Below are 12,425 nucleotides of genomic sequence, written 5' to 3' on the forward strand. Positions count from 1 at the left end.
TTGTAGCGTGTGTTGGATTTACCAAACTGAGTTGAAAGGGTAGGTTCTATAGAGATGCGAGGTTCAACGTTATACGTATTTGAGTCAATAACTGCTTGTATCCGTTCAGTATTTGAGTCAATAACTGCTTGTATCCGTTCATTAGTTAAATATAGATTAACTTCACCTTCTGGCAAGTCATCGGTTGATTGCCCAAACTTACTAGAGTAAATGTTGAAATTAGTCATAACTGCCTCTATATTGATTACTTAATTAAATGGCTAATAACTTAATACTAGCCATTTATTTGATGATTACATATCGATATATTCGATAATTGTAACGCTGATATTAGCGCTAGATTCTGCTATCGCCTGTAACTTAGTTCTACCCCACGTTATTGAGATGGTATCACCTGGCTTAACCGAAAATGCAGCGTCTGACACGCTATCACCTGTAGGGTCAAATATTAGATGTACATTGGTATTTGACCGATTCTTTACAAACACCGTTCTACCGTTACTGGTAGCATTGATAGGCACAACTTCCGTGATAGTGTTAGCAGTCAAACTTATCGCGGTAGTTTCGGGAGTTCCCTGTATTTTACTGCTAATGTTTAGAGTGTCTAAATTGACAACAGAACTATAAACTGAGAAACTCATAATAAACCCCTAAATCAAAGTACAATTTACCAATTTATTGTTGGTTCTAATCCAACAATATTGGTTACGCTATCCTCAGTTATAGCATAGATAGAAGCTGTTGATTTTAGTTCATCATCCCACCCAGCGTTAGGAGGTAAATATAGGCATTGATAAGGTACACAGTTACTGATATCACCGTGACAAAACCATACCCCTACAGAACCTACGTTTTGTAAGTGCAACCTATACCGATTAATATTTGAGGGTCTAACTAACGTGGGGGTATTGCCTATTGTAACCCCAAAATTTTCGGGTTGTGTCAATGTAGGGGTTTTAGGAACTGTATCGAGTTGATATTCAGCCATGCCAAAAATATTAATAGAATCATTGTTATGTAACTGAGTTAAACACCTAGCTTTAACTATTGAGTTGCTATCAATTGCTAAACCTTCGTTTTGATTAGTGATTAATTCAATTAACAGGTTTTCGGTGTGAATGCCTCCATAATATGGCAATTTGACAATCCCTAAATTTAACCCGTTTTCTGTTGCCATATTCCCATAAAATATCTGTAAATCTACCGCTCCCTGCAACACTTCCTGTTTTTTTTCCCACCGTTGGTAATAGCTATCTTCCGGGTAAATTTTGGGGATTTGTGATTGTGCAATACTGGGAGTGTAACATCTAGCGTTTAACGATGATATATAGCTGTAAATACCGATATCATATTTATATCTTTCTGTTATTAATGATTCTAAAATAGTCCCGTTAAATAACTCTATGGCGTTACTCCAGTTAGCAGCGTTTATATTAGCCGTGATATTTTTAACACCTCTCACCATTTTAACCACCTATTAATAAATTATTTGTTAGTATAATATTACTACTTTAATGCGATTATTTAAATGGTTAGAGACACTATAAAAATTAAAGATACTATTAGGTCAAGCACACCCAGGAATATTGGTAGGTCAGGCGGGGTTGGTAGGTCAGGCGGTGTAAGTTCAGGTTTAGCAGGAGATTTAGGCGACCAAACATCTTCAACAATGGACTTTGGTAGGGGTTTACCGTATGCAAGGGAAAGAGATAGAGGAGGTGTTCCCGGATTAGTAAATCCTTGGGACCCAATCACCAGAGTGCCGCGTGGAATTAACCCTGAAGACCATGGTAGGTGGAAAAGAGAAGACGAGGCACGACGAGTAGATGATGACACACGACGAGTAGACGAGGAACCCCCAAAAAGAGACGAGCCAAAGGGAGGAAAAAAACCTAGGGGAAAGGGTGGTGCTGGTAGAGGTTTTGGCGGTCCTAATAGCGGCGACAAGATAGATGATGATAAAGGAAGTTCAGATAATGTAGGCGATAATGCAAACTATTTAGATGAATTAATCGAGGAAACCACAACTGTTAAAGATGATTGTTATTATTTATTGCCCTATGCCCATCCTCGTTATGGAGAAAGTTCAGGTTACCAATCATATAACATATTGTCGGGATACGGTGATTTTGATAGGTTTGAAAAAAACGATTTTCAAGCATCATTACATAAATCAAAAGATGGTGTTAGCTATACTTGGGAAGCAAGTTATAAGTATAGTCGCATATATCGAGACTCACGCTATCCACCAACTTTTATTAACTTAAGCCGGTCTGGACGTATGACTTTACTACCTCGGCGATGGCGGCGAGAAACGGAAATAATAATATGGGAGTCAATGACATCACATAATGTTATTTGTGAGTTCGAGGAACTCTCTCCTGTAGATTATTATATAGAAGGAGATTACATTGAAGGCGATGATTTCAATACGGGTAATAATGAAGCCGCTATATATATTCGTGGTGAATATTTACAGACTTTTTTAAGCCTGCATACAAACCCCTGGGTTAAAATGGCCTATACGAGGTATTGGTTTCTCCCCGGGAGGAGAGTGACGATTGACCGCAAAACATTTGATATTGGTTGGTCATCTAGGATGGGTGCGGTTAGATATGGCTATAAAAATAGATACTATACTTTTAAGCAAGGAACAATGATGGCCTTAGAACGAGCGTTTTGGGGTTTTGGAATATTCCCGTGTACACTACAATGGCTTAATTACGATACCTGGTCAGGTTTATATGTTTATGACCCTATATGTGAAATAGAATACACTAGAAGAAAAAGAGTAACAATAACAATACCAGATATGAATGAAGAATGCTGTGGAATGATTAGAAGGATTTACGAGTTCCTAGACCCTGAATCCTTCCCGGCTGAAATGCCGGAAAAAATAACGGTTAATGCTAATAATCCAGAAAACAGAATTAAACGAATAAACACATTGCCAGAATGGTTAATGTATCGATTTGACATCGATGACGAAAGATGGGGTGAGTTTGAAGTTAAAGTCGAGATTGATGACGTAAATTTGATGACCAAAGAACAGGAACACGCGGAAATCAAATTGCCTAACTTAGCTGAGGCGATAGCGGAAATATTCGGGATGGTAATGGAGATAGCTATTAGTCACCAAGTGACCCAAAACGCTGTTTTAACCTGTTTACATGAAGCAGGTTTGGCGCACGCGGCAGCCTTTAAAGCTGGTAGGGAAGTCTCGGAAATATTAGACTATTTAGGATTTGAAACCGAGGAAAAATACGAGAAACTAAAAACAGCGTTTACTCCAGAAGCTGATAATTTTGAGGAACTACTAGAACCTAATGAAAGTAAAGTTAAAATCACTAATCAAAAGAACGCGAAAGAAACACTACAGACAGCCTTAAATCAAATAAAGGAAATCTTCTCAATAGTTAGAGCGCAAGGTACTTTACAAGTTAATGGTAATGACCCGTCAAAAGACATATTAGCCGATTTAACTAGGTTATATGATTCAATGAAAAAACAAGACGATATCAGAGAACAGGAAACCAAGAAAGTACAAGAATTATTGAAAAAAGACTTTCCTGATATCAAGATAGAAACCGAATTGATTGACGGCGATAACCCACTAAGAGGGACTTTGTAATGGTTGCCAGAAGTGCAAGAATGCTAAGGAGTACTCGTAGCTTGTCTAGCCGTCAAACCCGTAGCAGTATAGGTAGGAATGGCGTTAGACAAGTTAATTTAGCTCAGAGAACATCTACTCAAGAGATGGGTTGGTTTGGCAAGCTATGGGCAAAAATAACTGGTAAAGTTGTTGAATGGGGCAAAAGTTTTGGAGGTTGGTTATGGGAAGGAATTACTAAGTTTTTATCTAACTTTAGTTTTGAGAAAGGAGCACGATTTATCACGTCTAATTGGGATAGTTTCTGGAATTTCAACTGGAATATATCAGATGAACAGATAGACAAAAATATGATGAATATTGCTAATCAATTTATTAGTACTACCGCCGGTTTTTTGGGTAATATGGCAGGTAAATTAGTTTGTGGAGTATTGCCTACCATTGGTATTGCATTTATCAACAAAGCCGCTGCTATGCACATTGCCTTAAGCAAGGAACCTGAAATGCTTATGGAAGTATCTACAGCTTTCGGTGCATACGTTAAACAGTCATTTAACATGGCTATGAAAGCCATAGCATGGCAACTGTTTAAACATGGTAGACGGGTTGTTAAAATGTTTTTAGATAAAAGTCCTTCAACACTTGCAACGGCTATTGTTTCAATGGTTCCTGGTGGTAAAGGAACGATTGAAAAGTGGGGTGACGAAAAAGGTGAAGAATGGAGTTTCGGTAAACAGAGAAGGGAAGCTAGGGAGAAATTACCAGAAAAATATGATGGAAATATTAACAATATTTGGAATCAAGATAGTAGTGAAGAATTTTGGGAGGAATTCTCAGATAACTGTAAAGAAGCAATTATTTTAGTTGCTCAAGGATTAGATGAATATATTGCATTACAACGCATTGAGGAAAATAGACAACAACAATTAGTTAACGCGGTTGTAGAAAATGGTGGAGAGCGATTTAGACTAGTATCATCATTAAGAAACCTTCAAGAAAATGTAGCAAATGTGTTAGCTCAAACTGAAATACTAGGTAATCGTGATATGCGGCAATTTGTAGGGTCTGGAGATATCTCTGAAGTTCCGAATAGCAGTAATTTAAAAATTCAGTTAACCTTCATTTTTTACAATTACGAAAAGCCACCGTATTGGACTAAGGAAAGACGGTCAAAACTACAAAAAACTCAGATAGAACTCCCATCAGTAGAAAGACACAAAATAACCTGGGATAAATTACAAAGGATATTTACTCAACCTAGTAAATCGGCATTTACCAAAGGCAATATAAAGGTAAATTGTCAATTAAATAATGGTAGAACATTCTCGTTTTTTGTGAATGAATCTAGCAAGTCAGATGCTGAACGTATTTGTAAGGATTTAGTACAATTAACAGATTCTAGTATTGTTTACCCTTTGATATTTGAGGAAAGGAAAGGTTTTGGCGGTAGGGAAAATGCGAAACGAATAAACGAAACAAAAATGTATATATCGGAGGTTAAAATCCTTAACTGGGAATTAATCGATAAGTTTGAACAAGCCAAAATCGATATGGGAGAAAGTTCCGCTTTAGCAATGTATAAAGAAAGACCCTAGGAAGTCTAAAGTAAAAATTCCTTTACATTTTGAGAAGAAACCTAAGTGGGTAGACGACGCAATCAGAACAGCTACTAGAACGTCGTTAGAAATGAAAACTGGGAGTCAGCCACCAACTACAGCCTAATGTAGTTTTCATTGAATAGATGCTACATATATGTAGCATCTGATATATCAAATAGTTAACAGACAAATTCAGTTAATGATGCTAGGCTCTATGTATTAACTGATTAAAGGTGATGATTATGGCTAGTCCAGTAACTCTTAACGGTGCTACTCTCGAACATCAATTGCTAGAAGTTATCGAGCAAGTTCAACGTGCACAACTAAGCGCAACTAGAAACCCTAATGGGGCAACATTAGTTACAGCTTATACCCGTAACATGGCAACTGGAGCTGTGACAGTATCCCTAACAATCCCTACTGATGATGTTTTGGATGCTACTGATGGCTCTATCGATGTAGAAGCTATTGCTGTTTTTGTTGACTAAGATTTATGAAATAGGTAGGCATTAACTATCACTGTCTACCTAAGTCTTTATTCAGTAATTAATGAGGTAAATTATGCCCTTAAATGATGCTTACAATAAATATAAAACAGATTTTGTTGCTAAACTAGGGACATCAAAAGGTCCTTGTCTTGGACCAGAGCTAATGGTTGAGGCTCCAGTAGACAAGACATCAAAGTATGTTATCCCTATGCCTATGTTGCTGCTTTATAGGCTATCCGCTAACAGTCAAGGCTTAGAACCAACAGAGGTTAGAGATTTAACTGTTTGGAGAGGGGCTCCTAAAGCAGGTACTACTACATCAACTAATGCTAATAGACGAAAAGTTCCGCTTGGTTTAAGACGTATCCCCAGCAAAAAGACAGGATTTTATCGTGTATTTATAGAAGGTCCTGCTGGTGCAACAGATTCAGGAATATGGAGAAAGTATACAACGTCAGGTACTCATGCAGGTGAAAGGAAACTAAGGTTTATTAGTTTAAAAGTTCCACCCGTTTTCTCGATTAACTGCTTACTTTATGTTTTTGCACACTATTGGACTATAAAACCATTGTCACTTAGAACACATCACTCATACTATCAAATACCTGATAAAAATGATTATCCATTAGATGGCTTAGGGGAATTGACGACAGGTAAAACAGAAGCACAAAACCAAAAACAAGGGGAACAACCCGCTAACAAACCAGCTAAAGACAAAAACAAACAAGGTAAATAATCGACTACTTGTTACTAAGTATATACCCGTTAACTCACAAAATAGGATTAACGGGTTTTTTGTATTGGTTATTATTTGTACATTCTATATATACTTAATGTGATATTTGATAATTTTATGAATAAATATAAATTACATAATATATATTTAGTTTTAATAAATTAATTAGATAAGATAATTTTAATTAAATACAGTGAATTCAAAAGAGCAAGGTAACTATACAGTTACAGAATCAATTGAAGGTAGCGTAACTGTAGAAAATGTAACTAATGTCAATACTAATAAAGTATTGACTCCTACAGAATACAAAGAGACGTTGAGTCGGTTTAATCAGTTTACTAAGTTTCTGGAGTTGGTTAATACTTACCTTCCTTACCCCAAAACTTCATTAATTCAATCATTGACCAACAAACTCCAAACGTCGGAGATTATCAACTCAAATACCTTTTATCTGACATATTCAGAGATTGCCACACTTAAACGAGTCACCAACGCAATCCTGACGCTATTAAAAGCAGGTGGAGTAAAGCTACCTCGTAAGGTTACGGGAGCCATACAGGATGATATTAATGCACTAGAAGACCATCTATTGGGCTCTGAGAGTGATTTAGAGGATGAAGATAATGAAGTCAACCCATTTTCTAGTTGGTTAGATTAAGGCTAGTCCAAAATAAAACCACCCATATATTATCTGTTTTCAGGACTGAAAATACAGTCCTGAAAATGAATAATACCCAGGTGGCAGTCAACAAGCATTAGGAAATTATAGCATGATACCACGTCATTGGTCCGAGGTTAGGCTTAACCTACGAAACATCGCGTTAACCCCCTTGATGTATATCGGTCATTCCCTATATATCAAAGTTCCAATTTCAGGCGGAAAGGGGTTTACGTGGCCATCAACTTTAGTTAAGTTTGATAAGGATTTTATCGCTTATTTTTTAGGTAAAATCCTTCAAAAATTAATACCATTAAACCCCGAAAAACTTGAGGAATTAATGGAGGATGCACTTGAGTATTACAGAGAAGAATACAGCATCTATGCGGCGGAAAATGGCTTAGACAAAGAAATTGATAACCCTAGCGGAAGTTTCTGCACCCAAAAGATGAGAAATAAATACAATGCCAGAGGACAAAAAATAGACGGCTATTATTTTCCAAGTGTATTTGATTGTCGGGTTTATCACCTTCTACAAAAATACGATAATCAATTAATTGTGCATCCTAAACTAACGTTAATTGAAAACAAAAAACCTGGGAAAAATATCACCTGGATTCCAGATTTTTATAGTCCGTTCTTTAATCGTTACATCGAAGTTAAGGGAGTATTAACTGATTCATTTAAGCTAAAAATGCAGTTATTGCAGTACCTTAATCCTGGCTTAGTCAATCAGTGTTGGTTTGTTATAAGGGGGACATCCTACCGATGGCAAGGCATCTCATTTATCAATATCGACGAGTTTCAGGAGATTTTAAACAACTTAGAAATTCCAAGGGCAAATAATGAATAAACTACAGGGTTATTTTCCATTGACGGTGAGTTAATAAACACCACCTATAACCCACACCTATTTGAGTCAGAAACCACTCAAATAGCCTACCGGATACTAACCCCTATAAAGGAACATAAAACCCAGGAAATCCTTGATTTAGCTTATTCCTATATGGGTTGTTATAGCCCTAGGACTACAGAGGTCACGCTACAGCAAGGTTGACAAATGAAGGCAGCCTACGAGTATCAATTGTTGGTAACCCTCAATTTTGGGAGGTATGCAAAAAAATTTCAAACGTCATAATCAATCATCAAAGGATAATTAATCATGAGTATCGGATATTACGGCAAAAAACAGGACGATAAATTTAGTTATTGCAGTGCAGTTAAGCCCGGTGAAACGGCAATCTTTCTAATTGTTGATTATGCAAATTCCGAATTAAGTCACCTCATTTATGGATATTCGGAAAAGGTGTATCAGGGGATTTTTCTAACTTCAATGATAAGGATTGGAGTTATTCCAAAGGTGATAAAGAATTAATTGCTGTACGGTTTTATATTGAAAAATACGAGACTGAATATAACGGCAAAAAACGAGAATATAGCCCTACATCTCCAGAACTCGCATTGCTTAAAATAGTCGAAAGTGACTCAATGCTTACAGACGGTTCTGTGATGTTTACAGCAACAATAAATCTAAGTCAATCATCAGTCAGACCTTCTGACAGGATATTAGAGGGAAATATCGGAGACGATAATTTAAACTCTGATATTTCTAATATCTTAGAAATTGAATGTATTAATCCATTCAATCAATCTTTCGCTACTTACTCAATCGGAGATATTGACGCTTTCATTGAATCCAAAACTAAAAATAAAGCAGGATTTAATGGAAAAGCAAAATACAAAACCTTCGAGGAAAGGTTAACAGAAGGGGCTAAGGTTTTGGATTGTGACCCTAGCTTTGAGAGTCTTTATAACAAGGTTCAACAACTTGATTCTAATGTATTAATTGCATTAATTGAATTACTGCGATTAATGTAGTCACAAATAAATCCCCCCTAAATATTTAGGGGGGAATAACTACCATACCATGTCAACAAGTCAAGAGCGATAAGAGGTTACTACCATGTCTGAGGACTATATTGATTATAGACTAATTAGAAGTCAGATGTCATCTGAACTAGAAGAAATAATCACAGAAGGCAACCTGGGTGAGCAATTAGAGTCTGTTTTACGGGCTGTCTGTGTTCTGCCATATCCTGATATTCAGCTTCCAATTATCGCCTCGTTTATAGCGTCTCCAGTAACGTTAATGTCTACCGCTGGTATCCTGTTTCTATGGGGCGCGGTACTGGAAAGTCACAGATAGCTACCGTAGCATCTGAACTATACAAGACAACCTCGGTGCTTGCTAATAGCACTTTCGCTTCACTGAGAAACAAGATACAACATGAACGATTTTATGACCCCCTTCAATGTGAATTTGAGAAAAATTTTATATTGGTATGGGAAGATATCACCCCTAGCTTATTAATTGAAAATGAGAATATGTTATCGCTTTTCCAGGTGTTAAACCGCAAAAATAGCCGAATAACCATCAGTAGTCAGACACCGGGAACTAACATGATTTTTAATGCTTTCGCTTTAAAGGTGATTAATTCAATACATCCATTGTGGACATTTTGGGAGTTAAACGAACTCAAAAGACGGATGTTTCCTATATGGTTTAAAAAACGAGAGACTATGACATCAGAGGAATATAGGGGCAATGGTTACGAGTTAAGTGATTTAAACGATGTAGAGGATATTACGCTTGATAAATTATCATCTCAATTAGAAATTTTCTGGAGAAATATCGATAACTGCAATCAATACAGCAAGGTCAAAAAACAACTACAGAAACACAAAAAATATATCATTAACGCTAGGTTATCAAGTGAAATTATTGTCACCCATTCATTGATTTATCAATTATCTATCAATGAATCAATTAAACGCTTCAATGATTACTGGGATTTTGTTAATGAAAAAATCTTGACTATATCATCAGGTACTGAACAATTTTTAGACAGTTTTATCACTCAAAGTATTGAGACAAAAATGAAACAAAATAACCAGGCAATTAACGCGGGATGTCCTGAGTTAACCGAGGTTGTAACTGATATCGACCCGAAAGCGTTAAAAGAAGCCATTGAGAGAGCTAAAACAGATGGATATCTCGATAGTCGCGTTAATGTTTCAGAGTTGACTAATCTAATGAAAAATAGAGGATATAATATGATTAATCAGAACGGCAAAAATGTTTGGAAACACATCATATAGGAGACCAAAAAAATGACTCAAGCCAACACAAATGCCATTATACAGGCACGGTTTAAAACATTTAAACAAATGGTAGATAGTACAGTCTACAACGCTAATAAAGAAGACGCTAAGGAAACGTTAATTTCAATAATGAATGATTGCGAGGTTGAGTTATCCTTAGCAGAAGCGAAAAAACAATTGTCGCTCAAACAGCTTAATTATATTCAGCATTTACTAACCAAAATCGAATAATTTAAACCCGTCCGAAATGACGTTAAACTATCACAACTTAACCACTATCAAAGGATAAAACCATGTCAATTAAATTAAGTACGCCCGGATTAAACGTAGTAGAATATAGCTACATGAGTAATCGATTAAACCCTAACGCGGTAGGATTACTTGACTTAGTAGAACTTGCTATCACGCCTGAACAATTTGATGAAATTGTCGAATTTATTCAAATCCACAGGCATTTTTTAAACGCGGAAATCGAGTTACTCAAAGGTATTGAAGCCTTGCTTTATGCAAAAATTACAGAACACAACAATAATCAAAATCACCCCGATAATGATGATCACAAGTTCAATTAATCAATAGGAAATAAAGCCATGAATGAGTTTGAACAAGAAAAAATGATGGTTATTGCAGAAATGGCTAGGGAGATTTACATTCAAATGATGTCACGAGATATCTCCTATTCCAATCAGGATACTAGGGTGACATTAGCCGAAATATCTCATAACGCCGCTGTTGATTTTATGATGGTACACGAGAAATGGGTAGAATCTCAGTATCCAATTATTACTCGATTTGATTCAGGTATAATATCACCTGAATGCAACCTTAATGGTTATAACAGCGATATCCTACTGGGAGGTGATTTTCATGCCTAAGCTACTCCCGGTAGTCACACTAACAGGGTCTTACAAAGGGTTTCTGGTAGGTCATGGTAATATCTGTATCGAAGTAGGTTCTTTAGAATGGTTTAAATACCTAGAAACCCATAAATCCTTTTCAGTGGAGGTTAATGGTAAACGATTGACAGCGTGCAAAAAACTCTCAATCAATGGTTTTACCTACTGGAACCTCAAAGGGTGGGATGGTAGCGTCAATCATCACATTTACATAGGGAAAGCTGACCAAGTCACTGTAGATAAGCTAACAGAAGCAGCGTTAGCTATGATTACTAAGTGCAGAATGAGTAACAGCTAAACCCTAAACCCTAACACCTAACACCTAACAGCTAACCCTAACTCAATAACAACCTTAACCCTTATCGTGTCCTATCATGATAGGGGTTGTTTGTATTTTTTGCCAGTAGTCTATTGCCAGTAGTCTATTGGAAGTTTATATGAACCCACCCCTAGTTTACCCACAATAAACACCCTAAGCCAAAACCTTAACCCGTCTATTAGGGGTAATCATCCTGTGCGGAACCCAGTACCCCTATAAATTGGAGACTTGTCTAGCGGTATGTAGGTATCGGTTTCGATGGGGAATCAATTCTCTAGGATTATGTAGGTATCAGCGAGAGATGACGAAACAAGTTACCAGTTGAAAAGTTGTTTGGGGGTATCGCTTCAGTATGTCATAGCCAGGTTAGTCGTGATTATGCGATCGCATTTTGTTGGTAGTGAGTAGGCTCCCCAATATTTCCCCAATAATCTGACTCCCATAGATAACCGGATAGGCAGCCTGATATCGTTGTACATTGATAGGGGTATCGTTGTACATTGATAGGGGTATCGTTGTACATTGATAACCTAGTGGGTTCCCCCTACGGCTACCTACAGCTATCATGTTGACTTTGAGCCATAGATAAATCCCACTGCGATCGCACTCATTACCGTCCTATTATTAGCACTGGTAGCTTTAGGTAATACCCTGCAAAATTGAACCCATACCCTCCCCCTAACCGAAACAAGCACTATTGGGGAAACGACCGATGTGATAACAGTCAATGGTTCGTAACGAACCGATAGGCTTGCCATTGACGGGTATCACAAGGGAGTTACCCTATCGGTGTTTGGTTGGGGGGAGGAATGGATATTTGACAGATTGATTAAGTTGTGATTGTTGACTGAGTAATCAACCGTTGACAGAATTATTTTCCTGTGCTAGGACTAGATTGTGAGTAATATCTGAGTAACTCAATAGAATATAGGGTTGAGTAATAACCCGCTATCGCTGT

The 12,425-nt window shown here is 37.1% G+C and carries 17 protein-coding genes and 2 pseudogenes; 15 read left to right on the top strand and 4 right to left on the bottom strand.

Annotated features, from left to right (window positions below; genetic code table 11):
* The 3 genes and pseudogenes from B9T16_RS19620 to B9T16_RS19630 all read right to left on the bottom strand — a co-directional run.
* Positions 1–227 (bottom strand): annotated as a pseudogene (locus B9T16_RS19620) (hypothetical protein); the annotation flags it as partial.
* A 66-nt stretch (positions 228–293) separates the two neighbouring features.
* Positions 294–641 (bottom strand): hypothetical protein, encoded by a 348-nt coding sequence (locus tag B9T16_RS19625; protein WP_410245549.1) that lies wholly within the window; start codon positions 639–641, stop codon positions 294–296.
* A gap of 26 nt (positions 642–667) precedes the next feature.
* The gene (locus B9T16_RS19630) at positions 668–1,465 is read right to left on the bottom strand and encodes a hypothetical protein (protein ID WP_410245550.1); all 798 of its coding nucleotides are present in this window, start codon (positions 1,463–1,465) and stop codon (positions 668–670) included.
* A 63-nt stretch (positions 1,466–1,528) separates the two neighbouring features.
* Here B9T16_RS19630 and B9T16_RS19635 point away from each other — a divergent pair, with 63 nt between their 5' ends.
* The 15 genes and pseudogenes from B9T16_RS19635 to B9T16_RS19705 all read left to right on the top strand — a co-directional run bounded on the left by B9T16_RS19635 (position 1,529) and on the right by B9T16_RS19705 (position 11,446).
* Positions 1,529–3,631, top strand: coding sequence for a hypothetical protein (locus tag B9T16_RS19635; RefSeq protein WP_410245551.1), 2,103 nt, complete (start codon positions 1,529–1,531; stop codon positions 3,629–3,631).
* Positions 3,632–3,672: 41 nt separating this feature from the next.
* Complete coding sequence (locus B9T16_RS19640; RefSeq protein WP_410245552.1) at positions 3,673–5,205, top strand: hypothetical protein; 1,533 nt, start codon at positions 3,673–3,675, stop codon at positions 5,203–5,205.
* 245 nt (positions 5,206–5,450) lie between these two features.
* The gene (locus B9T16_RS19645) at positions 5,451–5,696 is read left to right on the top strand and encodes a hypothetical protein (protein WP_410245553.1); all 246 of its coding nucleotides are present in this window, start codon (positions 5,451–5,453) and stop codon (positions 5,694–5,696) included.
* Between the two features lie 73 nt (positions 5,697–5,769).
* Positions 5,770–6,432, top strand: coding sequence for a hypothetical protein (locus B9T16_RS19650; protein ID WP_410245554.1), 663 nt, complete (start codon positions 5,770–5,772; stop codon positions 6,430–6,432).
* Positions 6,433–6,625: 193 nt separating this feature from the next.
* The gene (locus tag B9T16_RS19655) at positions 6,626–7,090 is read left to right on the top strand and encodes a hypothetical protein (protein ID WP_410245555.1); all 465 of its coding nucleotides are present in this window, start codon (positions 6,626–6,628) and stop codon (positions 7,088–7,090) included.
* A 112-nt stretch (positions 7,091–7,202) separates the two neighbouring features.
* Positions 7,203–7,526, top strand: a pseudogene (locus tag B9T16_RS19660) (hypothetical protein); the annotation flags it as partial.
* Between the two features lie 12 nt (positions 7,527–7,538).
* Complete coding sequence (locus B9T16_RS19665) at positions 7,539–7,943, top strand: DUF1064 domain-containing protein (RefSeq protein ID WP_410245561.1); 405 nt, start codon at positions 7,539–7,541, stop codon at positions 7,941–7,943.
* 309 nt (positions 7,944–8,252) lie between these two features.
* On the top strand, positions 8,253–8,465 hold the full coding sequence (locus B9T16_RS19670) for a hypothetical protein (RefSeq protein ID WP_410245556.1): 213 nt from the start codon (positions 8,253–8,255) through the stop codon (positions 8,463–8,465).
* 113 nt (positions 8,466–8,578) lie between these two features.
* Positions 8,579–8,968, top strand: coding sequence for a hypothetical protein (locus tag B9T16_RS19675; RefSeq protein WP_410245557.1), 390 nt, complete (start codon positions 8,579–8,581; stop codon positions 8,966–8,968).
* An 85-nt stretch (positions 8,969–9,053) separates the two neighbouring features.
* Positions 9,054–9,296, top strand: a complete 243-nt coding sequence (locus B9T16_RS19680; protein ID WP_410245558.1) for a hypothetical protein — start codon at positions 9,054–9,056, stop codon at positions 9,294–9,296.
* A 35-nt stretch (positions 9,297–9,331) separates the two neighbouring features.
* Complete coding sequence (locus B9T16_RS19685; protein WP_410245559.1) at positions 9,332–10,249, top strand: hypothetical protein; 918 nt, start codon at positions 9,332–9,334, stop codon at positions 10,247–10,249.
* Positions 10,250–10,261: 12 nt separating this feature from the next.
* Positions 10,262–10,483, top strand: a complete 222-nt coding sequence (locus B9T16_RS19690; RefSeq protein WP_410245063.1) for a hypothetical protein — start codon at positions 10,262–10,264, stop codon at positions 10,481–10,483.
* 62 nt (positions 10,484–10,545) lie between these two features.
* On the top strand, positions 10,546–10,824 hold the full coding sequence (locus B9T16_RS19695) for a hypothetical protein (RefSeq protein WP_410245560.1): 279 nt from the start codon (positions 10,546–10,548) through the stop codon (positions 10,822–10,824).
* 18 nt (positions 10,825–10,842) lie between these two features.
* The gene (locus B9T16_RS19700) at positions 10,843–11,127 is read left to right on the top strand and encodes a hypothetical protein (RefSeq protein WP_014276609.1); all 285 of its coding nucleotides are present in this window, start codon (positions 10,843–10,845) and stop codon (positions 11,125–11,127) included.
* Positions 11,081–11,446 (top strand): hypothetical protein, encoded by a 366-nt coding sequence (locus tag B9T16_RS19705; RefSeq protein WP_410244832.1) that lies wholly within the window; start codon positions 11,081–11,083, stop codon positions 11,444–11,446. Before B9T16_RS19700 ends, B9T16_RS19705 begins: the two co-directional genes overlap by 47 nt.
* 387 nt (positions 11,447–11,833) lie before the next feature.
* On the opposite strand, the gene B9T16_RS19710 is transcribed toward B9T16_RS19705, so the two are convergent.
* Positions 11,834–11,968 carry a hypothetical protein gene (locus tag B9T16_RS19710; RefSeq protein WP_286131379.1) on the bottom strand — a complete coding sequence of 45 codons (135 nt, stop codon included), beginning with the start codon at positions 11,966–11,968 and terminating at the stop codon, positions 11,834–11,836.
* Positions 11,969–12,425: the final 457 nt, after the last annotated feature.

Origin of the sequence: Arthrospira sp. PCC 8006, from assembly GCF_046480465.1 — a bacterium.
Classification (GTDB): Bacteria; Cyanobacteriota; Cyanobacteriia; order Cyanobacteriales; family Microcoleaceae; genus Limnospira; species Limnospira platensis.